A 23,799-nucleotide genomic window follows, 5' to 3' on the forward strand; every position below is an offset into this window, starting at 1 on the left:
GCTTTCAGGCGGCGGCCTCTTCTTTGTTAGACAGCTTGGCGGCTTCTTCGGTGGCGACGCGGTTGCCCGGGACGCAGGGAGCCAGCACTTTCACATAGAGGGCGGTACCGATCTGGGCGCCGACGATGGGGCCGAGGATGGGAACCCAGAAGTAGGGGTTGTCGCGACCACCGGTCAGGGCGACATCACCCCAGCCTGCGACGAAGGCGAACAGCTTGGGACCGAAATCACGGGCCGGATTCATGGCAAAGCCGGTCAAGGGGCCGAGGGAGGCACCGATCACCGCGATCAGGATACCGATCAGCAGGGCAGCGGCGAAGCCTTTGGGGGCGCCGTTGTTGTTGTCACCCAGCGCCATGATGCCCAGCATCAGTACGGCGGTGATCACCATCTCGACCGCAAAGGCCTGCATGTTGGAGAGCAGGGCATTGGGGTAGGTGGAGAAGATGCCGGCGGTGCCGAGGCTCTCGATGCTGCCGCGCACCACGTTGTGGGTCAGTTCCCACTGGGTGAACAGGTTGCTGTAGAGGGCATAGACCAGGGCGGCGGAGGCGAAGGCACCGGCGATCTGGGCGATGATGAAGGGCACCACCTTGCGCTTGTCGAAGCCGCAGAAGGTCATCAGGGCCAAGGTCACGGCAGGGTTGAGGTGGGCACCGGAGATGCCACCGGTCACATAGATGGCGATGGCGACGCCCAGGCCCCAGGTAATGGAAATTTCCCATTGCCCGAAGTTGGCGCCAGCCAGCACCAGGGCGGCCACGCAGCCGACGCCGAAGAAGATCAGCAGGCCGGTGCCGATGAACTCGGCGAGGCACTCGCCAAGCAGGGTATTGGGTCTTTGTATGCTCATAGTTGTTATTCCTTATATCCACCCACAGTAGGTTTGATGTTCCGTTTCGTTATCTTGCAGTCCCATTTATTGCGTCCGAAAACGTTTCTTCTTGTTGTTTGAGCCTGCGCAAACGTTATGCTCGTTTGCGCTCGTTCTTGGACGAGAGAGAAAATAAACCTTCTGTGCCAATTCACCAGATCCCCGCCACCGGAAATGTGGGCAAGATCCCATTCATTGCTAAGAAAATGTGACGAAAAGCAACTGACATCGCACCAAATACTACTTAGGGAGTAGTCAAGTCCCTTGATCGACGCGGGCTGGCACGCAATGAGCGATCACTCATTTAGTGATTTATTTTGTAATAAAACTGCAATAATTCCGTTCCCATCACAGATTAAATGCTCATATGTGAGCACAATTGGCTCGCTTGCGAATGGGGACTCATCTGATCGCAGCGTGACCGGGGCACCCTCTACGCCCATAACAACAACAAGGAAGCAGAACATGCTTAGTCTCTTCAAGCCTGCACCCCACATAGACAGGCTACCGGCAGACAAGATAGATCCCTTCTACAAGCGCCTGCGCTGGCAGGTGTTCTTCGGGATCTTCTTCGGCTATGCCGGTTACTATCTGGTACGGAAAAACTTCAGTCTGGCGATGCCCTATCTCATCGAGCAGGGCTTCTCCCGTGGCGATCTGGGTCTGGCCCTCTCCGGGGTTTCCATCGCCTACGGTCTCTCCAAGTTCCTGATGGGGAACGTGTCGGACAGATCCAACGCGCGCTACTTCCTCTCCGCCGGCCTGCTGCTCTCGGCCGGCATCATGTTCATGATGGGCACCATGCACTGGGCCACCTCCAGCATCGCCATCATGTTCGTGCTCCTGTTCCTGAACGGCTGGGTACAGGGCATGGGCTGGCCCCCCTGTGGTCGCACCATGGTGCACTGGTGGTCACAGAAGGAGCGGGGCGAAATCGTCTCGGTCTGGAACGTGGCCCACAATGTGGGTGGCGGCATGATAGGCCCGCTGTTCATCCTCGGCATGGGCTGGTTCAACGACTGGCGCAGCGCCTTCTATGTGCCGGCCGCCGCCGCTGCCGCCATCGCGGTGATCGCCTTCTTCGTGATGCGCGACACCCCGCAATCCGTCGGTCTGCCCCCCATCGAGGAGTACAAGAACGACTACCCGAAGGACTATGACGCCAGCCACGAGCAGGAGTTCTCCGCCAAGGAGATCTTCATGAAGTACGTGCTGCACAACAAGCTGCTCTGGTACATCGCCATCGCCAACGCCTTCGTCTACCTCATCCGTTACGGCGTGCTGGACTGGGCCCCGACCTACCTGAAAGAGGCCAAGGACTTCAGCGTGGATCACTCCTCCTGGGCCTACTTCCTCTATGAGTGGGCGGGCATCCCGGGCACCCTGCTGTGCGGCTGGATCTCGGACAAGATGTTCAAGGGCCGCCGCGCCCCGGCCGGCATCCTGTTCATGGTGCTGGTGACCCTGGCCGTGCTGGTCTACTGGTTCAACCCGGCGGGCAACCCGACCATCGACATGATGGCCCTGGTCGCCATCGGCTTCCTCATCTACGGTCCCGTCATGCTGATCGGCCTCTATGCCCTGGAGCTGGCGCCGAAGAAGGCGGCCGGTACCGCGGCAGGCTTCACCGGGCTGTTCGGTTACCTGGGGGGCGCCGTTGCCGCCAACGCCATGCTGGGCTACACCGTGGACCACTTCGGCTGGGACGGCGGCTTCATGGTCTTGACCGTCTCCTGCGTGCTTTCCATCGTGCTGCTGGCCATGACCCTCAAGCACGAGAACCTCTCGATCGCGCACAAGGCCGCTGCCGATAAGGCATAAAACGTGATCCTGCCCTTATCGATTGGAAAAGGGATCAGGTAAACTGCCAAGGGCCCCGCACCTGCCGGGGCCTTTTTTCGTCTCATCTGCGGAGTGCAAGCGTGAAGCAAACCCAACGACACCTGGAGATCCTGGACGTGCTGACCCGACAGGGTTTTGTCTCGACCGACGATCTGGTGACCCATTTTGACGTCAGCCCCCAGACCATTCGTCGTGATCTGAACGATCTCGCCGAGCAGAACAAGATCCGGCGTCATCACGGCGGGGCCTCCCTCCATTCGAGTACCGTCAACACCGCCTACAGCGCTCGCAAGGTGATGCAGCTCAAGGAGAAGGAGCGCATCGCCCGCGAGGTGGCCGCCAACATCCCGGACGGCTCGTCCCTCTTCATCGACATCGGCACCACCACGGAGGCCATCGCCCGCGCCCTGCTGGACCATCGGGATCTGCGCATCGTGACCAACAACCTCAACGTCGCCAGCATCCTGACCGCCAAGGATGATTTCACCGTCATCATCGCCGGCGGCGAGATCCGCAACCGGGATGGCGGCATCGTCGGGGAGGCGACCCGCGACTTCATCGGCCAGTTCCGCATGGACTATGGCGTCATCGGTATTTCGGGCATCGACAGCGACGGCTCCCTGCTCGATTTCGACTACCACGAGGTGAAGATCGCCCAGGCCATCATCGCCCACTCCCGTCAGGTATTCCTGGCCGCGGACCACACCAAGTTCGGCCGCAACGCCATGGTCAACCTCGGCAACCTCAGCCAGATCCACGCCCTGTTCACGGATCAGGAGCCGCCGGAGAAGCTGATGCGGCTGATGTCCCAGCACCAGATCGCCTGTCATATCTGCTGATTTTTCCACTGCTCTAGCATCAGGCCGCCCTGTGGCGGCCGCTTTTTCCTCCCCATTGCACGCCTCGCCGCCGTTTCACGGCTGACTGATGGCCGCTCGCGGCGCTGAACGCCCGATCCCCCCCGCGCACCGGCTCCCGCTACCAGGCCCGACTGACGGACTGCCGCTCATCGAGTTGCGGCTGCCACCCGCAGCGTTGAACGCTCCACTTTCCCCACGACTTCCCCCATGCACCGAGCCGCACGCCAGACCCCGGCTTCCCGTGGACCCGGCCCGGCACGGAGTTTCGTCACCGACTGGCAGCATTTTTAGCATTGCCAAAACAATCGCGATCACATTTCTCTCATGAAATGTTCGTTTAATGTTTTTTCATGCTCTAATATGAGCGAAATCAAACATTGCTGTCATAGCAAACACAAAATAAGAAAGTAGGTGAACATGAGCGAACATTATGATCTGGTCGTCGTCGGCGGCGGCATCAACGGGGTCGGCATTGCGGCAGATGCGGCGGGGCGGGGGCTGAAGGTGGCGCTGTTCGAGGCGAGCGATCTCGCCTCTGCCACCTCGTCCAACTCCAGCAAGCTGATCCACGGCGGCCTGCGCTACCTCGAACACTACGAATTCCGGCTGGTGAAAGAGGCGCTGGCGGAGCGGGAGGTGCTGCTCGGCATGGCGCCTCACATCGCCCGTCCCATGCGCTTTCGCCTGCCTCATCGCCCGCACCTGCGCCCGGCCTGGATGATCCGCGCCGGCCTCTTCCTCTATGACAACCTGGCCAAGCGCGACAAGCTCAAGGGGAGCTGCGGCGTGCGCTTCCTGCCGCAAGACGGCCTCAAGAACGGCATCAGCAAGGGGTTCGAATACTCGGACGCCTGGGTCGACGACGCCCGCCTGGTGGTGCTCAACGCCATGCTGGCCCGGGACAAGGGCGCCGAGGTACAGACCCGCACTCGCTGTGTGAAGGCGGTGCGCGGCTCCAAACATTGGACCCTGACGCTGGAGCGGGAAGGGGGGGAGCAGTTCACCGTCAGCTGCCGCGGTCTGGTCAATGCGGCCGGCCCCTGGGTCAAGACCTTCTATGACGAGAGCCTGCACGAGAAATCCCCGCGCGGTATTCGCCTCATCAAGGGGAGCCACATGATAGTGCCGCGCATCCACGAGCGCGAAGAGGCCTACATCCTGCAAAACGAGGACAACCGCATCGTCTTCGTCATCCCCTATCAGCAGGACTACTCCCTCATCGGCACCACGGACGTGGAGCACAAGGGGAGCCCGCGGGAGGCCAAGATCAGCGACGCCGAGATCGACTACCTGTGCAAGGTGGTCAACGCCCACTTCACCCGCCAGATCGCCCCCAAGGACGTGATCTGGACCTATGCCGGCGTGCGCCCCCTGTGCGATGACGAGTCCGACTCCCCCCAAGCGGTGACCCGGGACTACACCCTAGAACTGTCTGGCGAGTCCGACGGCGCGCCGCTGCTGTCGGTCTTTGGCGGCAAGCTCACCACCTACCGCAAGCTGGCCCAGGCCGCCTGCCACAAGCTCAAGCCCTGGTTCAGCCAGATGGGGGAGGACTGGACCGCCAGCTGCCGGCTGCCGGGGGGCGAGTTTGACTGCTCCACCACCGAGCTGGCCCGGGCCTACATGCTCGAATTCGAGTGGCTGGATGAGCGCAGCGCCCGCCGCATCGCCGAAGCCTACGGCAGCCATGCCCGGCTCTGGCTGAAGGAGGAGCTTGGCCAGCACTTCGGCGCCGGTCTGTACGAATCCGAGGTGCGCTACCTCATCGCGCGGGAGTGGGCCCACTCCCTGGAAGACATCCTGTGGCGCCGCAGCAAGCTGGGGCTGCGCCTCTCCGAGGCCGAGCAACAGCAGCTCGCCGCCTGGCTGGCGGAGCACCACAACGCCCTGCCCAAGGCCAGCTGATGAATGACGGCGGGCGGCCTTTGCCGCCCGCCGTAAAACTGCAATAAACCTCTGCTATAACAATCACCTACACCAAATAAAAAATAACAAAGAGAACCCTTGATGAAACAAACTCACCGTACCCTGGTGGCCCTTGGCCTCGGGATCGCCCTCGCATTGCCCGCACTTGCCGCCGATGAAGGCAAGATTGTCATCGCCCACCGTGGCGCCTCCGGTTACCTGCCCGAACACACCCTGGAGTCCAAGGCCATGGCCTACGCCATGGGGGTGGACTATCTGGAGCAGGATCTGGTGATGACCAAGGATGACCAGCTGGTGGTGATGCACGATCACTTCCTCGACGGCATCACCGACGTGGCCGAGCGCTTCCCCGGCCGGGCTCGCCCGGACGGCCGCTACTATGTGGTGGACTTCACCCTGGACGAGGTGCGCTCCCTGCGCATGACCGAGCCGTTCCAGCTGGTGGACGGCAAGCAGGTGCCCGTCTATCCCGCCCGCTTCCCGCTCTGGAAGTCCAGCTTCAAGATCCACACCTTCCAGGAAGAGATCGAGATGATCCAGGGGCTCAACAAGAGTACCGGCAAGAACATCGGCATCTACCCGGAGATCAAGGCCCCCTGGCTGTTCCGCCACGAAGGCAAGGACATCTCCAGGGCGGTGCTCAAGGTATTGAAGGAGTACGGCTACACCGGCAAGGACGACAAGGTCTACCTGCAGTGCTTCGATGCCGACGAGCTCAAGCGCATCAACAGCGAGCTGATGCCTGCCATGGGGATGGATCTCAAGCTGGTGCAGCTGATGGCCGAGACCGACTGGAACGAGACCATGGTCTACGACGCCAAGGGCAAGGCGACCCCCTATGACTACGACTGGATGTTCAAGCCGGGCGCCATGAAGACCATCGCCACCTACGCCGAGGGGATTGGTCCCTGGAAGCCCATGGTGGTGACCGAGCCGGGTACTCCTGGCAAGCCTGTCTTCACCAACATGGTGAAAGAGGCCCACGCAGTGGGCCTCAAGGTACACCCCTACACCTTCCGTCAGGACGAGGGGCAGATCCCGGCCTATGCGAAAGACTTCACCGACCTGCTCAACATCTTCCTCTACCAGGCGGATGTGGACGGGGTATTCAGCGATTTCCCCGACAAGGCGGTCGAGGTGATCAAGGCACACGGCAAATAATAAAAGAAGAGCAACACGGGAATACAAGCGGGGCCAGGTGCCCCGCTTTTTTATGCCCTGCCGTTGTCATGGGGGGCTCATCGGCAGGAGGTGCGGCCGTTGAGTGAGGCCTTGCTGCAGACGACTGGAAACAAATATTTACGAATCCTGGTTGAGAGAGGACTCCGGGACGCTATTTTCTGGCATTTGCGCGCGCCGTAGTGGTCATTTATCCATCTGTCGGTACATGCCGCCGCTGGTTTCACTTGATTGTTTGTTTTTCCTTGGTAAGGTGGGGGCGGTTGCGTAACAAAGCGCTGACTTGTGTAAACTAAAGTGTACGGTCGGTGCCCTTGGCTTAATACAGTAGAGAGAATGAGAAAATGCAAAGAGATCCCCTGAACAACATCCATATCCAGTCCGAACAAGTGATGATCACGCCTGCCCAGCTCAAGGAGAAACTGCCGATCTCCGATCGTGCGCTGGCATTCGTGCAAGGGGCCCGCAACACCATCGCCGACATCATCCACCGTCGCGATCACCGTCTGCTGGTGATCTGTGGTCCCTGCTCCATCCACGACATGGACGCCGCCAAAGAGTACGCAACCAGACTCAAAGCGCTGCATGATGCCTATCAGGACTCTCTCTACATTGTCATGCGGGTCTACTTTGAGAAGCCGCGCACCACGGTCGGCTGGAAGGGCTTTATCAACGACCCGAACCTGGACGGCACCTTCGATGTGGAGCTGGGGCTGCACCGGGCCCGCGAGCTGCTCTGCTGGCTCGCCGAGCTGGAGCTGCCCCTGGCTACCGAGGCGCTCGACCCCATCAGCCCCCAATACCTGGCGGAGCTCTTCTCCTGGTCGGCCATCGGTGCCCGCACCACCGAATCCCAGACCCACAGGGAGATGGCGTCCGGCCTCTCCATGCCGGTCGGCTTCAAGAACGGCACCGACGGCAACCTGGGTACCGCCATCAATGCGTTGCAGGCCGCCTCCAGCCCCCACGCCTTCATGGGGATCAACCAGCAGGGCCAGGTAGCGCTGCTGCAGACCCAGGGCAACCCGGATGGTCACGTGATCCTGCGCGGCGGCAAGCACCCGAACTACGATTCGGTCAATGTGTCGCTCGCGGAAGAGGCGCTGGAGAAAGCGGGCCTGCTGCCCGGCCTGGTGGTGGATTGCAGCCACGGCAACTCCAGCAAGGATCACCGTCTGCAGCCCAAGGTGGCTGACAACGTGATTCACCAGATCCAGGAGGGCAACCGCTCCATCATAGGGGTGATGCTCGAATCCAACCTGTTCGAGGGCAACCAGTCCAGCGAACAGCCCAAGTGCGACATGCGCTACGGTGTCTCCATCACCGATGCCTGCATCGACTGGGAGACCACGGACGCGCTGCTGGCCCGTTGCCACAGCCAGCTGGCGGCACCACTTTTGGCCAGAACATCGGCATAAGCCGTGGTATCTTGTGGCAACGTATTGATTCACAGGGCGCCGCCACGGGCGGCGCCGGCAGGGACTGGACATGGCTGAAGAGTTGAATGCCCTCAGGGACAAGATAGATGCGGTGGACAAGCAGCTGATCGATCTGCTGGCCGCCCGTCTCGCCCTGGTGGGAGAAGTGGGGGAGGTGAAGAGCCGGCACGGCCTGCCCATCTACGCGCCGGATCGGGAGGCGAGCATGCTGGCTCGCCGCCGCGCGGAGGCAGAAGCCCTGGGGGTGCCCGGGGACCTCATCGAAGACGTGCTGCGCCGTGTGATGCGCGAATCCTATATCCTGGAGTCCGCCAGCGACAAGGAGCACCACTTCAAGTGCATGAAGCCGGACCTTGGCAAGGTGGTGATCATCGGCGGTCAGGGCCAGCTCGGCCGCCTGTTTGGCAACCTGTTCAGTCTCTCGGGCTACCGGGTCGAGACCCTGGGTCAGGCCGACTGGCCGCGGGCTGACGAGATCCTGCGCGGTGCCGGGCTGGTGATGGTGGCCGTGCCCATCGACGTCACCTGCGAGGTGATCGACCGGCTCGGCAACCTGCCCGAGAACTGCCTGCTGGTGGACGTGACCAGCGTGAAGGCGGCGCCGCTCGAGCACATGCTGGCGGTCCACAAGGGCCCCGTGCTGGGGCTGCATCCCATGTTCGGGCCGGACGTGGCGAGCCTCGCCAAGCAGGTGATCGTCTGCTGTCAGGGGCGCGACGGGGAGGCCAGCCAGTGGCTGCTGGATCAGATGACCATCTGGGGCGCCCGCCTGCAGCAGGTGGAGGCCAGGGCACACGACGAGGCCATGACCTTCATCCAGGCGCTGCGCCACTTCGCCACCTTCGCCTACGGCTGGCACCTCTCCCGGGAGCAGGCCAACCTCGACCGCCTGCTTAACTTAAGCTCCCCCATCTACCGGCTGGAGCTGGCCATGGTGGGACGGCTGTTCGCCCAGGATCCCCACCTCTACGCCGACATCATTCTGTCGTCGCCGCAGAACCTCGCGATGATCCGCCGCTACTACCAGAACTTCGGCGAGGCGCTGGGGCTGCTGGAGCGGGGAGACAGGGAGGGCTTCATCGAGGCGTTCTCCCAGGTTTCCGGCTTCTTCGGGACGCGGGCGGACGAGTTCCTGCGGGAGAGCCGCACCTTGCTGGCTCAGGCCAACGATCGTCGTCATCACGGCTGAGGCCGTGCCGGATTCATGCAAAAGGGGCCTGTCGGCCCCTTTTTTCATGTGCGTTGCGTCGCACCCGGCAGGTGGCGCGGGATCTGTCAGAGTGGCGGGCTCTGTTCGGTGACGGGCAGGCGCAGATCGGCGTCATCCCAGCCAAGGGGCAGGGTGAGCAGCTGATCGATCAGCTCCCGGCGATCGGATTTCTCCAGATAGGCGAGGTAGAGCGGGCGGCTCAGTGCCTGGCCTCCCTCCACCAGGTGAAGCCGTCCCTGCTCCAGGAAGGGGCTCACCATGCGCCGCGGCAGATAGGCGGCGCCACCGTTGGCCAGCACGAACTGCAGCGCCATGCTGGCGGAGCTCGAATGCAGCACCGGAGTCTTCTGCAGGCTCTGCAGCCGGCTCGACGGCGGCTCGAAGCTGGTGCCCCAGTCGAGGTGGATGTGGGGCATCTGCATCAGGCTGTCGGCGCTCGCGGCCGGCTCCCTGCTCACTAGCTCGAACACCAGCTCGCCGATGGGGTGCAGGGCGATCTCGTCGATCTTGGTGGGCTCGGAGAGCAGGGCGAGATCGAGGGAGCGCTCCAGCAACTGGCGGCACAGGTGCTCGCGGGAGGCAGTCTCGAGCCGCACCGCGAGGCCGGGGGCCAGGGCATAGACGTGATTGAGCCAGTCGTTGAAATCGAGCTCCCAGAACACGGCGGGGGCACCGATGGCGAGCTGCTGGCTGAAACCGGGGGAGAGGGCCACGTCCTGCTTGGCACGGCCCAGGGTGTGCAGGATAGCGTCCGCGTAGGGCAGCAGACGTTCACCGGAGGCGGTCAGGCGGATGTTGTTGCGATGGCGGGCAAACAGACTGACCCTGAGTTGCTGCTCGAGCTGGCGGATCCGAAAGCTCACCGCCGACTGGGTCAGGTAGAGATTCTCAGCAGCCCGGCCAAAGTGCCGGGTCTTGCTGACCTCGATGAAAGTCCGAAGCAGCTCGGTATCCATTAATCGAGGGACTCGTCGCTGCCGCCACCGCCGCCGCCCTCATAGCTGCCACCTGCATCTTCATTGGCGCCGCCAGCGACGGTGCACAGACGGTGTACGCGCTTGGGACCAATCACCTTCAGGTACTTGAACCACACCTTGGCGTGGGGGTTGGTGCCGGCTGCGCCGGATTTGACCTGTTCGATAAAGGCACTTTCTACGTCATCGCGGGGAGCCTGGTTGCCCTGATAGAGCGCCAGCATCACGGTGCCGTATTTTTCCAGACTGTCCGCTTCGGCCACGGTGAATTCGCCACTGCGACGCAGGCCACGGGGAAAATGTTTGAAGTCGTTGAAACGCTTGTCTGATTCGAAGCTCATAGTGCTCTTGTTCTGGTTAGTTTGACCTTTGCGGGCAAGTATCATCAGGCCGTCGCAGAGTGCAAAATCAATTTTCTTACTATGTTAATAAATATCTTTTATCGAACGGGGTTTGTCCCATCCCGTACCGGAAATTTGCGGGGAGCAGCACAAAAAAGCCTGAAAAATAGTGGAGTTATGACACTTTTTGTACAGCGGAAAACGGCCATGACAGGGTCTGCAGGATAAAAATAAGGCGCCAAATGGCGCCTTATTTTGACTTCATGACGGAGCTGAACCTGAGAGTCGTGGACTCATTCAATCATGGCTGGCTGGGCCAGGTTGTCGGCGCGCCACAGGCGATAACGCACTTCATACTCCTGGGGCACATAGATGACGAACGGCAGCTTGGAGTTGTAGTTCACGAAGAAGCCCTGGCCATAGATCTGGACGAAGCTCTCTTTCTTCTGGCCGTCCGGGCAGGCCATCAGGGTGCTGACGGGGCCGGAGACCTGACCCAGGGTCAGGTAGTTGTAGCCCCAGCCCTTGACGCTGTGCTGTTCCAGGTTGCCGGCGAAGCGGGGCAGGTTGCAGTCGACCAGCATCTTCTTGCCCACTTGCAGCTCGACCATCATGTCGGCTTCGTTCTCGACTTCCGGCAGGCGGATCACGACACGTTCCTGGTTCACCTCGGCGGCAGGGAACATGCTGATATCAAATTTTTTCGGTTCGGCGGCGAAGGCATGGCCGCCCAAAAGCAAGGCGCCCAGCAGGCTAAAACGCAACACGGTTTTCATCTGTACCTCTTGGGATTGGTTCAACGCCGCTAGACTAACCGCTCTGCCGGTTTCGCGCCAGCGCTCAGGGGCGCAAAACCGGCCCTAACCGGCATGCAGTGACGCAATTTGATGCTTTTTTGGCGGCTCGGGTCACAACGGGCCTGGTGCCGCAATGCTGACGGGGGCCCAAGAGACCCCCGTCAGGCTACTTCATCTCACCAGCAAGACCTGTTTCGCCCAGGCGCCGGGGGCGCGCAGGGCAACGGAACCGCTGGTGATGTCGAGGTAGGCTACCGTCTTGTCTGCGGGGAAGGGGGTGGAAGACCAGAGATAGACGTAACCGTCGTTCACCTCCTTGCCGTCCCCGGCCATGGCGCGGGGGAAGATAGTCTCGTTCAATGCGGGCTTGTAGCAGGCGGACTCCAGCAGGCTGGCGAGCTCCTTGATGGTGGGCAGGCGCCAGTCGTTGTGGCCGCCGAAACCATGGAGCGCGTGACTCGGTTCGGTGCGGATCCGTTCGGCCGTCAGCAGGGCCTGTTGCCAGTAAAGCCGGGTGGGCTCGCCTTGGCAGCTCTGGTCGCGCCAGGTCTGGCCGAGCTGGCAACGCATCCAGGTGAGGCCTGTGCCCCTGTCGGTGACGGTGCCGTTGCCGTGATCGAGGAAGCGGGCAGTGGGGCTGGTGCGCGGCAGGGTGTCGTCGCAGATGGCGATGGCCTGGGCCAGGGGGCTGCCGAGGGTGAGCAGCAGGGTCAGAAGATACTTGTTCATCGGGTTACCTCGGCCACCAGTCGCAGTTGCAGACCGTTGGCATCGTCGCTGTTTTGAACTGTGGTGGGATAGTCGGTGCCGGCGTCGTCCCCAAGGAAGATGTGGGCGATGGCGCTCAGAGGGGCGCTCTCCAGCCGGCGGGACGGTGTCAGGGTCTGGCTCCAGTAGTAGCCGCTGAAGTCCTTGGTGGTGGTGCCGACATCGGGGAAGTAGCGCACATCCAGGGTGACGTGCTGGCCACCCTGGCGGGCGAGGGAGCCGTAGTGCTGCAGGCTCATCAGCTCACGGGCGTGGGGCAGGCGCCAGCTGGCGATGCCGCACAGCTGTTGGGCGTTGAGCCACTGACGGTACTGTTCCGTGGTGCAGATGGCCTCCCCCTCGGGGCAGGCGTAATCCCGCTCCTCCTGGGTCGGGTGGTAATAGCCGAACTCCCAGGCGAAGGTGCGGTGCAGATCCCGCGGACTGTCCGGATCCGCCAGCTTCTTCTCCCAGACGAGGCCGGTATTGAGATCCTCCACGCAGGCCCACTGAGCCGCGCTGTCCGGTAGGGGCCGACCCTGGTCGTCCAGCTTGCGATAGCGCAGCGGCGCCTGGCCAAGGCTGGCCTCCTGGCCCGGGTGATCGGCGGGTTCGTGTTCGAGCAGGTAGTCGACACCGTCGCTGTAGGTGGTGACGCCGCCTGCGGTGACCAACGCCCCGGGTTGCTGTTGCTGCAACACGGCGCCGAGCTCGGCCTGAAGGCTCAGCAACTCGGGGCTGGTGGCAAAATGCTGGCCGAGCGCGGGCAGCAGGGTGAGCAACCCCTGCCACACCTGGCGTTGACGTTCGTTGGCCGCGAGCCCGGGCAATACGGTGTCGTCATCGAGGACGGATAGGGCGAGCTCGCCGAGGGCCGCGTTGAAGTCCTCCAGCTGTGCCAGCGCCGCCAGATCCTGGCCTGGCCGGAGCGGTGCAAGAGGGAGCAGCAGCTCGGCCAGGGCCTGCGCCGGCGGCAGTCCGTCCGCGATGCGGGTCTGCAGCAGGGTGCTCAGGGGGCTGGGGGTGAGCGTCTGGTTGTCCTGGCGGGCAGCCGGGTGGCTTAAGGTCAGGGCGGCCGGCTCCGCCGGGAGGAACAGCAAGGGGCTGGTCAGCAGGGCTGGGCTGCCACCGCTCAGGGCGCGGGGGCCAGCGTTGCCGCTGACGGCGGGCTCCTCGGCCTCGCAGCGGTCGTTCTGATTCAGGTTCACGCACAGGGTGCCCGCAGCGGGCAGGTTGACCGTCAGGCGGTAGTCCGGCGCGGCCAGGGGGGCTTCGTCCGAACCGCCGCCACAGGCGCTGAGCAGGGGGGCCAGCAGGCAGGCGATCGGGATCATTCTCATGGTCATGGTGTGTCCTTGGAGGGGCCTTGGCCCCTCTCTTCCTTATATATGGGTAGAGCCGTGGCGGCGAAGGCGGCGCCAGAGGGCCAGCGGCAGCAGCCAGAGCAGGCTGAAAGTGCCGCCGCCGCTGCTGTCCGAGGTGTCGAAGTGGATGATGCCGTCGTCGGGCACGGGGACGGGCTCACCACATTGGGCGCCGATGCGCTGGCTGATGCTCCAGCCGTTGAGGTGGCCCCGGTGGCCCGGCTTGCTGTCTACTATCTCCAGGGTCCAGCGACCGGCCAGGGGTTCCCCTTCGAAGGCGCTGAAGGGTTGCAGGGGCAGCAGTTCGGTGGGGAAGACCCCCTTGAGCTGCGGCAGCGGGCTGTAGCCCTTGTCCCAGATCTGGACACGGGTCCCGGCGGGGGAGTTGAGCCAGATCTCCAGCTCGTCAAGCGCCTCGTGTTGCAGATCCAGGGTCAGTTGCAGCCTGTCGTTCACACGGGCGTCACGGCTCTCCAGCAGCAGGCTGGCTTCGCTCAGCCCCCGCACTTCGTCACTTGTGGCGTCGCTCAAGGTCAGCGGCTGACCGTTGGCCCGGTGGATGACGGGGGGGCCGATGGGCAGGGTCAGGGACTGTTGCCACTGGCGCTCGGTCGGGCTGGTGCCGCTCATGGCGAGGCTCACCGGCAGTGCCACCTCGTCGCCACAGGCGAGCGGGCTCTCGGCCAGCAGACGCAAAGTGGTGGTCATGGTGGCGCCGGCGGCCAGGGTTGCCGGTTGCCAAGCATAGGGATCGGCCTGCAGCCCGGTTGGCAGCTGGAGGGCCAGGGCGTTCAGGGTCACCGGGGCCTTGCCCGGGTTGCTGAGGCTCAGTTGCACCGACTGGCGCTGGCCGAGCTCGATGGCGCTGCCCTCGGCCAGGGCGACCTGGATGGGGGCCTGGAGCAGGCCGTGCTGGCGGAAAGCCTGCTCCAGCAGCCGGGCATAGTGGCGGGTCGGGTAGAGGCGGGCCGCGGTATCCACGGTGACGCGGGCCAGCTGCGGCATGCGGATGGCCGGGCCCAGGCCGAAGTGGGACTCGATGACGAGGCGGTCAAACTCGTCTCTGGCCTCGTCGCCGTGCGCGGCCACCGCCGCCAGCAGGGCCTGGAACAGCGGGGTGCCCCAGAGCTGATCCCCGTTGCTGCCGTTGATGGTGCGGTGGGCCGGGTAGGTATAGTCCGGGTGGTAGCGGGCGCGCAGATCGTCGAGCTGGCGCGGGGTGCGGTCGGTGAAGCGGGCATCCCAGTTGAACACCATGGCCGGCTCGAACTGGCGACCCGCCTCGCTGCGCTGGCGGTGGCTGGCGGCCAGGTAGTCGCTGAAGCCCTCGCCGATGGCGCCCCAGTCCCCCTCTTCCCCGAGATCCGGCAGTATGTGGTGCTGCACACCGTGGCCGAACTCGTGCCAGATGACCATGGGATCCTCGGCATCGGGCACGCCGCTGCGACCGAGCTCCAGCCTGCGCTCGAACGGGTCGTAGAGGGAGTTGTCCTGATAGCCGGCATCGGTGTCGATGTCGAGGGCACCGGGAATGAGCTCGCCAAAGCCCAGCCCCTTGAGGTGGCGCTGGGCGAGATCCAGGTGGTAGTAGGCGTTGATGTCGGCAAAGCCGCGGTCGTCCCGGGTCAGGCGAAACGCCTGTGCATTGTCGGCACTGTAGGGGGCAGACTCGGGGGCCATGGCGTCCACCACCCGGGCATTGGGGCCGCTCAGCACATAGTGCCCCTCTATCAGACTGACCGGCAGGGGCACCCGGTCCCGATAGGCGGCATCCGCCAACTGCAGGGATTCGTGCCAGACCAGGCTGGCGTCCTGCAACTGGGTGCGGGGGTCGGGGTCGAACACCCGGGCCTGGACGAGGTGATCCCCCGCATCAGGGGCCCGCAGGGCCTGGGTGGTCGCCTGATCCCCGAGGCGGCCGAGCTCGCGCTCGCCGTCGCAACTGGCAAACAGCTGCACCTGGCTGGCCTTGGCGTTGCCCGCCTGGTGTTCGCGCACCCGCTGGCGCAGGGCGGGCACCAGGGTGTCGCCGTCACGCCAGTACCAGGCCTCGACCGGGCCCAGGGTGTCGATCTCGCTGCCGCCGTCGCGCAGCTGGCCCAGCAGGGGCTCCAGATTGCCGCTGGCGTCACAGCCGGGTTCACTGCTCTGCAAGGGGCGCAGGTTGTGATAGAGGCGCCAGGGGCTGCCGGCCGTGTTGACGCTGACGGCGGCCTGGGTGGCGGCCACCGGCAGGTCGTTGACCTGCTGGCGGAAGCTGTGGTGGTGGCCGAGCAGACTGGCCCTGTCGTAGTCGGGGACCAGGCTCACGCCAAGACGCTGCTCGAGCCACTGCTGGGGCGTGGTGGAGAGGGGCGGTTCATCGACAAACTGCAGCTCGGCCGCCAGCAGCGGCTGGGAGAGCAGGGTAGCCGTCAGCCAGAGGGCCGGGGAGGACGGTTTCATGAGTGACTCCAAAACAGAAGAAGATAGGGCAGGCATCAGTGGTCGACGCCGGCCAGGGTGAGCAGGAAGGCATACTCCTGCGCCGCGCGCTGCTGGGCCGTTCGGGACGTGGCGAGGTGGCCGCCGTCAAGCTCGGTGCGCAGCAGATAGGGGCCTGGCCCCGTGCTGCGCTCCCGCAGACGGGCCACCCACTTGAGGGGCTCCCAATAGGGCACCTGACTGTCGTGCAGCCCGGCCGTCACATAGACGGGGGGATAGGGCGCCGCGTGCAGGTTGTCATAGGGGCTCAGGCGGCGCATGGCTTGATAGTCGGCGGCCACGGCCGGGTTGCCCCACTCGGCATACTCCTGGCGGGTGAGGGGGAGCTCGGGATCGCTCATGGTGCCGAGCAGATCGACGAAGGGCACCTGCAACACGGCCCCGGCGAAGCGGGTCGGTGCCTGGTTGAGGGCGGCCGCCACCAGCAGGCCGCCGGCACTGCCCCCCATGGCGAACAGCCGGGCGGGATCGATGGCGGGATCCCGGGCCAGGGCATCGGCCACCGCCAGGAAGTCGTCCACGCTCTGCTGCTTGTGCCGGCCGCGCCCCGCCCGATACCACTCGTCACCGAGCAGACCGCCGCCGCGCACGTGGGCAATGGCGTAGACGAAGCCGCGATCCAGCAGGCTCAGCACCTGGGGCTGGTAGTAGGGGCGCATGGGGGTACCGTAGGCGCCATAGCCATAGAGCAGCAGCGCCCTGGGCGCGTGGATCTCCTTGCGCCACACCAGGGAGACGGGCACCTTGACGCCGTCCTTGCCCGCTACCCAGCGCCGCTCGCTCTGATAGGGGGACTCTTCGGCGGGCCGGTCATCGGCCTGCCACTGGCCCGAGGCCAGATCCAGCCAGCGCTGGTGCGGTGCCTCGGCCATGCCCTGACGGCGGATGAGTACCCGCGCACCGGCCGGATCCTGGCTGCCCTGGATCCAGGCCGTACCGGCCCCCTCGGTCAGGGGAAGTTGGTGGGTGAGCTGGCCATCCCCATCCAGCACATCGAGCCAGTCGTCCCCATTGTGGCGATACTGCAGGACCGTGTAGTCGGCAAACAGGCGCCACTTCTCGAGATCCTTGCCCTCGCCTGACCAGAGCGGACGCCAGGGCCCGCTGGCCACCTCTCCCAGGCTGGCGGCCTGGTAGAGACCCATGGCGCCATCCCGGTTGCTCTTGAGCAGCACCCGCTCCCCCTGCGTATCCAGGTAGTACTCGAGCCCGCGCTGGCGCCCCTTGACGAGGCTCGCCTTGCCATCCTCCAGCAGGTACTGCTCCGCGCTGTCGTGGTTGTTGCTCTGCAGGATCAGGTGGCGCCGATCCGTGGTGCGATAGAGGCTGAGCAGCCAGGCGGCGTCGGCTTCCTCGTGTACCCGCGTCTCCCTGCCGCTCTGCCAGGCCCAGAGCTGCCAGGGACGCAGGGTGCGGGGCTCGTTGGCAATGGTGTAGAGGGTCTTGCCGTCCCGGCTCCAGAGCAGATCGGCGGCGCGGTGCTCCAGGGTTGCGACCGTCTCGCCGCTCGCCAGATCCAGCAGGGTGATGCGGTAGTTCCGATCTCCCCTGCGATCCTCGGCCAGGGCAAGCAGGTGCCCGTTCGGGTGCAGGGCCCAGGCGGCGAGCTCGTAGTAGCCCTCGGCATGCTGGCGGGCCGCCAGCCGTTGGCGGGGCTCAGCCTGTTCGCTGTTGCGCTGCCACAGGCTGCCGTCGGCTTCCATCCGCCACTGACTGCCGGCCTCGCTCAGCCACTCTTGTGGCATGGGCTCGCCGCGGGGGCGGGTCTGCCACTCCGCCTGCAGGGCCTGCGCCAGGGGGGCCTGGCTGGCGAGCTGTTGCTCGGTCCAGCGGTTCTGCTCCCCCAGCAGCGCCAGCAGGGCGGGATCCTGGCGACTGTCGTCGCGCCAGCCGCCGTAGGGGTCGAGACGGGCTATCTCACCCTTCATCATCAGGGGGCGTTCGGGGATCCGGGGGGCCGGCGCGGCCGTCGGTGCCGGGGTGGCCAGCAGGCTGGCCAGGATCAAGAGTGCCTGCATCATAACCCCACGAAGGTGTAGCGCAGGCTGGCACTCAGGGTGCGGCCGCTCTGGGTGAAGAGGGAGGCATCGGTGCCGGCTTCCAGCCCGGCCACATCCTGGTAGCGGGTGTAGCGGGAGTCGAACAGGTTATCGAGCTTGAGGTTGACCTTGAGGGCGTTGGTGACGAGCCAGTCTCCCGTCAGACCCAGGCTGAACCAGCCGGCGCTCTTGAGGCAATCCCCCTGGCGGCCGCTCAGGCTGTTGCCGCAGCTGGGCACCCGGCTCATGGCGGCGGCGTAGTCCGCCTGTACCCCGACGCTCCAGTCGCTGGCCTGGTAGCTCAGGCGGGTGTTGCCCTCCAGCGGGGTGAGGGTGCGCAGCGCCTCGCCCTGGCTGTCTTCCCCGTCGACCCAGCCGAGCTTGGTGGCCAGCTCCCAGGCCGGGGTGAGCCAGTAGCTGGCGGCCACCTCGGCCCCCCAGGTTTCGGCCTTGGCCACGTTGCGGTACTGGCGAAGGATGACGCCGTCGCTCAGGCGCAGCCCCACTTCGCGCCAGTCGATGAAGTTGTAGTAGCGGTTGTAGAAGAGGGCGGGCTTGATGCTCCACTCATCTCCTTCACCGCTCACCCCCCACTCGAAACTGTGGCTGGTCTCCTCCTTGAGGCCGGTGTTGGCGATGATCTCGAACGGTGGCAGGGCGAAGTAGTGGGGGATGTTGCCGTACACCTTGTCATAGGAGGGGGCGCGAAAGCCGTTGGCGTAGCTCAGCCAGCTTCGCCACTGCTCGTTGAAGCGGTAGCTGGTGGCCAGGCTCGGGGAGAGGTGCCAGCTGTGGTTCTCGCCATTGCTGCCATCGAGCGGCTTCAGCCACTGGTGATCCATGCGCAGGGTCGGGGTGAACTGCCATGGCCCCTGGGTCGCCACGTCGCCGAGCCAGACCCCGGCACGGTCGGTGCGGGCGCGGCTGAAGGGGGCGGACTGGGTGGGCTGGGGGATGCCGGCCTCCAGACTCAGCTTCTCCACCGGCCGTTCGTGGGTGGTGCGCTCCAGCTCGACGCCGTAGCTCAGCTTGTGGATCAGGTTGCCGGTGGCGAGATCCCGGCGCACGTCCAGCCCGGTGCCGATCCGCTCCTCGGTGAAGGTGGCGAGCTCACGCTCACTGCGATAGCGGGGGTAGCCGCTCAGCAGGTCGTTTTGCAGCAGGCTGCGCTTGTTGGCGGTGTTCTTCGAGTGGTTGCCATAGAGGCTCCAGGTGAATTGATCCGCGAGGGTGCTGTCCAGGTGGCTCGCCTCCCAGGCGAGCTTGCCCCCCTGGGTGCGCTGGCTGCCCTGTTCCTGGTACTGGCGCACCTTCCACTTGCCGTCGGGCTGGGGCACCTCGCGCGGGCCCTGATCCCGCTCGGCGTTGTCCTCGAAGTAGTCGAATTCCAGGCGCAGCTGGTGATGGTCGTTCAGCGGGAAGCGGGAGCTGGTGGAGGCACTGAGGCCGTCCAGATCCGCCGGGATGCGGCTCTCGTCGTAGTTGGCGGTCTCGTGCCCCTGCCAGCCGGAGAGGCGCAGCAGGTGTTCGCTCTCCCATAGCCTGGCGGCACCGGTGGCGCTCAGCTTCTGCTTGTCGCTGCCGCCATCCTGCAGCACCTTGCTGCTGAGGTAGGCATCCTGGCCCTGCAGGTAGTCTTCCGGTTGCTTGGTACTGATGACGATGGTGCCGCCGATGGCATCCGAACCATGGAGGGAGGAGCCGGCGCCCTTGGCCACCTCGATCTGCTTGACGTCGTCGAGGTCGAAACTGAAGCGGCCCACCTTGTCGTTGAGGTCGTCGGCGCCGAAGCCGTCGCTGACCCGGACCCCGTCCTTGATGATCAGCACCCGGTTGCCGCCCATGCCGCGCACTATGATGTTCTGCGGCCGTCCGGCTGAGCCGGTCACCGAGACGCCGGGCTCGTTCTTGAACACGTCGGTGAGTTCGGTGGCGACCTGGCGTTCCAGATCCTCCTCCGTGATGACGGTGATGGAGCCGGCGACATCGGACAGCTTCTGTTCGATGCGCTGTCCCTTGACCACTATGGTCTCGTGTTCCCGGAGTGCGGGCGGATGGCCGGCGAGATCTGTGCTGGCGGGATCGCTGGCGGCCAGTGCCGTACCGGACAGCAGCATGGGCCAGTAGTGAAGCAGTCGTGTTTTCATATTTGAGAATAATTATTATTTGAGCCTGAAGGGCGCGGATTATTGCAGAGAGACCCAAACAGATCAACGATTGATAATCATTATCATTTTGTTTTTATGGCATTGATCAAATTGAAGTTTTTTGATGAGTATCTCAGTAGTGAGGCGTGACTCGTTTGCGAATGGCACCGGAATAGGGGCGAGAGCGGGTGCCAGGGCGGGGAAGGGAGCAAGAAAAAGCCCGCCAAAGGGCGGGCTCTCGGGTCAGGCTGACGGCGCTCAGGGGGCGCGATAGAAACGGTTCAGCTCGTTCATCACCTGGATCAGGGTCCCCATGTCCGGGGTGCCGTGCTTGATGGGGCGATAGGTCTCGCTGTCCAGCAGCTCGAAGTCACCCTGCTTGTTGAACTGGGTGATGGTGTTGTCCTGATAGATGGCGAAGTCGTTCTGATCCCCGGCCAGCAGCCAGGTACGCGGACTGGCGTCGAACAGGCTGCGTCCCGTGCTGTAGTCGCGGGACGGGTTGCGCACCCCCAGCATGCCCTTCATCAGGGTCGGCACCAGATCCAGATGGCTGCTCGCCTGGGCCGGGGGCGGTGTCTCGGCGCCCGGCCAGGCCAGCACCATGGGCACCTGCACCTGATAGGTCGAGTAGTTGCTGCCATAGCCCCAGCTGTTGCTCTGGGTCTCGTTGAACTCCTGACCGTGGTTGGAGGTGATGACGACTATGGTCTGATCGTCGAGCCCCTGCTGCTGCAACCGGGTCACCATCTGCTCCAGCAGCTGGTCGGTGTAGAAGACCGCATTCTTGTAGCGATTCTCCAGCTTCGCCAGGTTCTCGGGGCGATAGGCGGTGGCCGGGTTGAACCGGGTCAGCTCGGGCTGGAAGGGCCCCTTGATGCTGGCCGGCACCTGATAGTCCCCCGGGCTCGAGAGATAGACCAGGGAGAACCAGGGTCTGTCCGTCGTGCGGGTGTCGAGCCACTGTTGCCAGTCGTCGATCAGCAGGCTGTCGTCGGTCTGGCGGGAGACGAAGACCTGTTTGCGCAGGCCGGCGAGCAGGCTCTGTTTGTACTGCTTGGCATCTTCGAGGGCGCCGAACAGGCCGAACTGGTAATCCTGGCGCAGCATCTCGTCGAACAGCACCGGCGGGCGCTTGTCGGCACGAATGTCACCGTAATAGTGGCCGGGCAGCCCGTAGAAGAGGCTGAACATCCCCATGGCTTCGTCGTTGCCGCCACTCATGTGGTTGCGGAAGTTGAAGTGCTGATCCGCATAGCGCTGCAGATTGGGCATGTTGATGTTGTTGAGCATGTCGGCCCGCAGGGAGTCGACCACCACCACCAGCAAGTTCTTGTGATCGCTCGGGGCGCTCACGCTGAGGGGGCGCAGCGGATAGAGGAGACGATGCTCCGCGCTGCCCTGATCCTCTGCCTTCTTCTCATACTGTTCGAGATCGAGCCAGCCATGCTTGGCCAGGAAGCTTCTGGCGGTCATGGGGTAGGAGAGGGGGAAGTTGGCGCGCTGCATGGTGATGGGCTGATACAGGGTGGCATCGGCCCAGCTGTTGACCAGGTGGGTGAGGATGAAGCAGACCAGCAGGGCCAGCCCCACCTGGTTGCCGTACTGGCGCCGCTTGCGCTTGTTGATCTTGCGCCACACATAGGCCGACAGCAGCAGCTGCAGCAGGAAGATGGCGGGCACGGCGACGAAGATGATGCTCCAGATAGAGCCCTCCTCGGTCTGCGCCTGATCCAGCAAGAGTTGCCATACCTGACCATTGAGGTGGAACTTGAACAGCTGGAACACCTGGGTGTCGATGAGCAGCAGCACCAGCGCCAGGGTGGCGATGATGGACGACACGAAGCGCAGGGGTTTCTCCCTTGGCAGGATGAAGCTCAGAGGGAAGATGGTCAGCAGATAGGTGACGAAGCTCAGAAACGAGAAGTGACCTATCCAGCTGATGATGAGATAGGTCACGCCGAGCGTGGTCGACGGCCAGCTGATGGAGCCCAGGTAGCGGGTCGCGATCAGCATGGCCAGGATGATGTTGAAGAAGGAGAACCAATGCCCCCAGGTGATCAGGCGAGAGACATTATCACGATAGGGGTTGCCGGTTTCGACCATAGTGATCCATCTGCTTGAAAAACATCAAAGAATGCGAAGAAACTCAGTGAGCATCGTGGCGATGATCCACCGAGGCGATGAGCGCCTGGACGAACTTCTCGGTGATCGCCTGGCGTTGGGCCGGAGCCATGCCGTTGATGATGTTGGTGGTCAGGTTGCCGAGCACCATCAGACTGAGATCCACCGGGGCCTTGTGTTTCTCCAGGGCGGTGATCAGGTCGTTCATCAGGGCGTCAAACTGCTCGTTATTGTACTTTGATACGATGGGCATAATCTTGGGTTCATCTCGGTTCAAAGCGCCTTATAATACTTCACCCTTTCGGCTAACACTATGGCTTTGTGACATGAGTCTCGATATCGACAAGATCATTCTTCACTCCCTGCGCCCCGGCCCCGATGGCCAGCCCCATGCCGATACCCGCAGTCAGACCCTGCCTGCCGACGAGGCGGTACAGGGGCTGATGGCCGAGCTGCATCGCATCTACAACGGCAAGGGCGGCAAGGGGTTCGGCTTCTTCGCCGACCCCGAGGCCGCCGTCGCCGAGCTGGCGGAGGGGGAAGACGCCCCCAAGCAGCCTTCCCCCGCTTTTCGCATCGCCCTGGAGCAGCTGCTGGCCGAGCAGAGCGAGTTCGTGCCCTTCTCTGTCAATCTGACCCAGATGCTGGTCAAGCAGCTGGTGGAGCATGCCCTCGACGAGCAGGGGGTGCTGCTCATCGCCAAGTACAACTACGTCGGGGTCGATTATCTGATGATTGCCCTGCTGGAGGGCAAGGAGAGCGTCACCGTCAGCGAGGCGCTGGAGCTGCGTCACATCCAGTATCTGGATATCGGCAAGCTCAATCTGGTGGCCCGCATCGATCTCACCGAGTGGAAGACCCAGGGCGATTCGCGTCGCTACATCACCTTCAGCAAGGGCCGGGTCGGCCGCAAGCTGGGGGACTTCTTCATGGATCTGCTGGGGGCCCGCGAGGGGATGGATGCCAAGATCCAGAACAAGGGCCTGCTGCAGGCGGTGGACGATTATTGCGACAGCCGCCAGCTCGAGCCCGCCGAGCGCAATGATTACAAGAAGCAGGTCTTCAAGTATTGCACCGAGCAGGCGAGCGCCGGCGAAGAGATCGAAATCAGGGAGCTTTCCGCCGAACTCGCGTCGAAAGAGGCGGGGGAAGGGGATCTCGATTTTTACAGCTTCATCGGTCAGGAGTACGAGCTGGAAGAGCGCTTCCCGGCGGACCGCTCCACCCTGCGCGGGCTGACCAAGTTCGTCGGCTCCGGTGGCGGGCTGACCCTGAGCTTCGAGCAGAAGCTGCTCAACAGCCGGATTTTCTACGATCCCCAGACCGACACCCTGACCATCAAGGGCGTGCCGCCCAACCTCAAGGATCAATTGCTGCGCCAGTCGTAATGTGATCCAGGCATCAAATTTTGCAAAAAGGCACCGGAGCGCCCTCCGGTGCCTTTTTATTTAA

At 63.7% G+C, this 23,799-nt stretch carries 18 protein-coding genes; 7 read left to right on the plus strand and 11 right to left on the minus strand.

Translation table 11 applies throughout. The annotated features are described in order from the left end of the window. Positions 1–4 precede the first annotated feature (4 nt). Positions 5–853, minus strand: coding sequence for an MIP/aquaporin family protein (locus tag J9885_RS05245; RefSeq protein WP_210548330.1), 849 nt, complete (start codon positions 851–853; stop codon positions 5–7). Positions 854–1,339: 486 nt separating this feature from the next. Here J9885_RS05245 and glpT point away from each other — a divergent pair, with 486 nt between their 5' ends. The 6 genes from glpT (at position 1,340) to tyrA (ending at position 9,309) form a co-directional block, all read left to right on the plus strand. Then, positions 1,340–2,695 carry a glycerol-3-phosphate transporter gene (glpT, locus tag J9885_RS05250; RefSeq protein ID WP_043761624.1) on the plus strand — a complete coding sequence of 452 codons (1,356 nt, stop codon included), beginning with the start codon at positions 1,340–1,342 and terminating at the stop codon, positions 2,693–2,695. 101 nt (positions 2,696–2,796) lie between these two features. Further along, positions 2,797–3,555, plus strand: coding sequence for a DeoR/GlpR family transcriptional regulator (locus J9885_RS05255; protein WP_210548331.1), 759 nt, complete (start codon positions 2,797–2,799; stop codon positions 3,553–3,555). Positions 3,556–3,993: 438 nt separating this feature from the next. Then, positions 3,994–5,481, plus strand: a complete 1,488-nt coding sequence (gene glpD / locus J9885_RS05260) for a glycerol-3-phosphate dehydrogenase (RefSeq protein ID WP_210548332.1) — start codon at positions 3,994–3,996, stop codon at positions 5,479–5,481. A gap of 102 nt (positions 5,482–5,583) precedes the next feature. Continuing rightward, the gene (gene glpQ / locus J9885_RS05265; RefSeq protein WP_210548333.1) at positions 5,584–6,663 is read left to right on the plus strand and encodes a glycerophosphodiester phosphodiesterase; all 1,080 of its coding nucleotides are present in this window, start codon (positions 5,584–5,586) and stop codon (positions 6,661–6,663) included. A 362-nt stretch (positions 6,664–7,025) separates the two neighbouring features. Beyond that, entirely contained in the window at positions 7,026–8,099 is a 1,074-nt protein-coding gene (locus tag J9885_RS05270; RefSeq protein WP_043761614.1) for a 3-deoxy-7-phosphoheptulonate synthase, read from the plus strand. 70 nt (positions 8,100–8,169) lie between these two features. Next, positions 8,170–9,309: a bifunctional chorismate mutase/prephenate dehydrogenase gene (tyrA, locus tag J9885_RS05275; protein WP_210548334.1), complete on the plus strand. Its 1,140-nt coding sequence runs from the start codon at positions 8,170–8,172 to the stop codon at positions 9,307–9,309. 86 nt (positions 9,310–9,395) lie between these two features. On the opposite strand, the gene hdfR is transcribed toward tyrA, so the two are convergent. The 10 genes from hdfR to J9885_RS05325 form a co-directional block, all read right to left on the minus strand. Beyond that, positions 9,396–10,286, minus strand: coding sequence for an HTH-type transcriptional regulator HdfR (hdfR, locus tag J9885_RS05280; RefSeq protein ID WP_210548335.1), 891 nt, complete (start codon positions 10,284–10,286; stop codon positions 9,396–9,398). Further along, complete coding sequence (locus tag J9885_RS05285; protein ID WP_167576842.1) at positions 10,286–10,645, minus strand: DUF413 domain-containing protein; 360 nt, start codon at positions 10,643–10,645, stop codon at positions 10,286–10,288. The genes hdfR and J9885_RS05285 overlap by 1 nt, the downstream gene beginning before the upstream one ends. Positions 10,646–10,938: 293 nt before the next feature. Then, the gene (eco, locus tag J9885_RS05290) at positions 10,939–11,421 is read right to left on the minus strand and encodes a serine protease inhibitor ecotin (RefSeq protein ID WP_005328180.1); all 483 of its coding nucleotides are present in this window, start codon (positions 11,419–11,421) and stop codon (positions 10,939–10,941) included. A gap of 192 nt (positions 11,422–11,613) precedes the next feature. After that, on the minus strand, positions 11,614–12,171 hold the full coding sequence (locus tag J9885_RS05295) for a DUF1566 domain-containing protein (protein WP_210548336.1): 558 nt from the start codon (positions 12,169–12,171) through the stop codon (positions 11,614–11,616). Continuing rightward, complete coding sequence (locus J9885_RS05300) at positions 12,168–13,535, minus strand: DUF1566 domain-containing protein (protein ID WP_210548337.1); 1,368 nt, start codon at positions 13,533–13,535, stop codon at positions 12,168–12,170. The genes J9885_RS05295 and J9885_RS05300 overlap by 4 nt, the downstream gene beginning before the upstream one ends. A gap of 36 nt (positions 13,536–13,571) precedes the next feature. Next, positions 13,572–15,998 (minus strand): proprotein convertase P-domain-containing protein, encoded by a 2,427-nt coding sequence (locus tag J9885_RS05305; RefSeq protein WP_210548338.1) that lies wholly within the window; start codon positions 15,996–15,998, stop codon positions 13,572–13,574. A gap of 35 nt (positions 15,999–16,033) precedes the next feature. After that, entirely contained in the window at positions 16,034–18,055 is a 2,022-nt protein-coding gene (locus J9885_RS05310; protein WP_210548339.1) for a prolyl oligopeptidase family serine peptidase, read from the minus strand. Continuing rightward, the gene (locus tag J9885_RS05315; RefSeq protein ID WP_210548340.1) at positions 18,055–20,223 is read right to left on the minus strand and encodes a TonB-dependent hemoglobin/transferrin/lactoferrin family receptor; all 2,169 of its coding nucleotides are present in this window, start codon (positions 20,221–20,223) and stop codon (positions 18,055–18,057) included. The genes J9885_RS05310 and J9885_RS05315 overlap by 1 nt, the downstream gene beginning before the upstream one ends. Before the next feature lie 258 nt (positions 20,224–20,481). Next, the gene (locus J9885_RS05320; protein ID WP_210548341.1) at positions 20,482–22,329 is read right to left on the minus strand and encodes a DUF3413 domain-containing protein; all 1,848 of its coding nucleotides are present in this window, start codon (positions 22,327–22,329) and stop codon (positions 20,482–20,484) included. Between the two features lie 43 nt (positions 22,330–22,372). After that, complete coding sequence (locus tag J9885_RS05325; protein WP_210548342.1) at positions 22,373–22,600, minus strand: YejL family protein; 228 nt, start codon at positions 22,598–22,600, stop codon at positions 22,373–22,375. Positions 22,601–22,673: 73 nt separating this feature from the next. Here J9885_RS05325 and yejK point away from each other — a divergent pair, with 73 nt between their 5' ends. Next, on the plus strand, positions 22,674–23,735 hold the full coding sequence (gene yejK, locus J9885_RS05330; protein ID WP_043761592.1) for a nucleoid-associated protein YejK: 1,062 nt from the start codon (positions 22,674–22,676) through the stop codon (positions 23,733–23,735). Positions 23,736–23,799 lie beyond the last annotated feature (64 nt).

Source organism: Aeromonas sp. SrichE-2G (assembly GCF_017939565.1).
Lineage (GTDB): Bacteria > Pseudomonadota > Gammaproteobacteria > Enterobacterales > Aeromonadaceae > Aeromonas > Aeromonas taiwanensis.

Bases quoted from the DNA above. Each gene is read 5' to 3' on its own strand.
- J9885_RS05300 (WP_210548337.1), bottom strand. From the start codon at position 13,535: ATGACCATGAGAATGATCCCGATCGCCTGCCTGCTGGCCCCCCTGCTC.
- J9885_RS05320 (WP_210548341.1), bottom strand. From the start codon at position 22,329: ATGGTCGAAACCGGCAACCCCTATCGTGATAATGTCTCTCGCCTGATC.
- J9885_RS05285 (WP_167576842.1), bottom strand. From the start codon at position 10,645: ATGAGCTTCGAATCAGACAAGCGTTTCAACGACTTCAAACATTTTCCC.
- J9885_RS05310 (WP_210548339.1), bottom strand. From the start codon at position 18,055: ATGCAGGCACTCTTGATCCTGGCCAGCCTGCTGGCCACCCCGGCACCG.
- tyrA (WP_210548334.1), top strand. From the start codon at position 8,170: ATGGCTGAAGAGTTGAATGCCCTCAGGGACAAGATAGATGCGGTGGAC.
- J9885_RS05295 (WP_210548336.1), bottom strand. From the start codon at position 12,171: ATGAACAAGTATCTTCTGACCCTGCTGCTCACCCTCGGCAGCCCCCTG.
- J9885_RS05305 (WP_210548338.1), bottom strand. From the start codon at position 15,998: ATGAAACCGTCCTCCCCGGCCCTCTGGCTGACGGCTACCCTGCTCTCC.
- yejK (WP_043761592.1), top strand. From the start codon at position 22,674: ATGAGTCTCGATATCGACAAGATCATTCTTCACTCCCTGCGCCCCGGC.
- glpD (WP_210548332.1), top strand. From the start codon at position 3,994: ATGAGCGAACATTATGATCTGGTCGTCGTCGGCGGCGGCATCAACGGG.
- eco (WP_005328180.1), bottom strand. From the start codon at position 11,421: ATGAAAACCGTGTTGCGTTTTAGCCTGCTGGGCGCCTTGCTTTTGGGC.
- J9885_RS05245 (WP_210548330.1), bottom strand. From the start codon at position 853: ATGAGCATACAAAGACCCAATACCCTGCTTGGCGAGTGCCTCGCCGAG.
- hdfR (WP_210548335.1), bottom strand. From the start codon at position 10,286: ATGGATACCGAGCTGCTTCGGACTTTCATCGAGGTCAGCAAGACCCGG.
- J9885_RS05270 (WP_043761614.1), top strand. From the start codon at position 7,026: ATGCAAAGAGATCCCCTGAACAACATCCATATCCAGTCCGAACAAGTG.
- J9885_RS05325 (WP_210548342.1), bottom strand. From the start codon at position 22,600: ATGCCCATCGTATCAAAGTACAATAACGAGCAGTTTGACGCCCTGATG.
- glpT (WP_043761624.1), top strand. From the start codon at position 1,340: ATGCTTAGTCTCTTCAAGCCTGCACCCCACATAGACAGGCTACCGGCA.
- glpQ (WP_210548333.1), top strand. From the start codon at position 5,584: ATGAAACAAACTCACCGTACCCTGGTGGCCCTTGGCCTCGGGATCGCC.
- J9885_RS05315 (WP_210548340.1), bottom strand. From the start codon at position 20,223: ATGAAAACACGACTGCTTCACTACTGGCCCATGCTGCTGTCCGGTACG.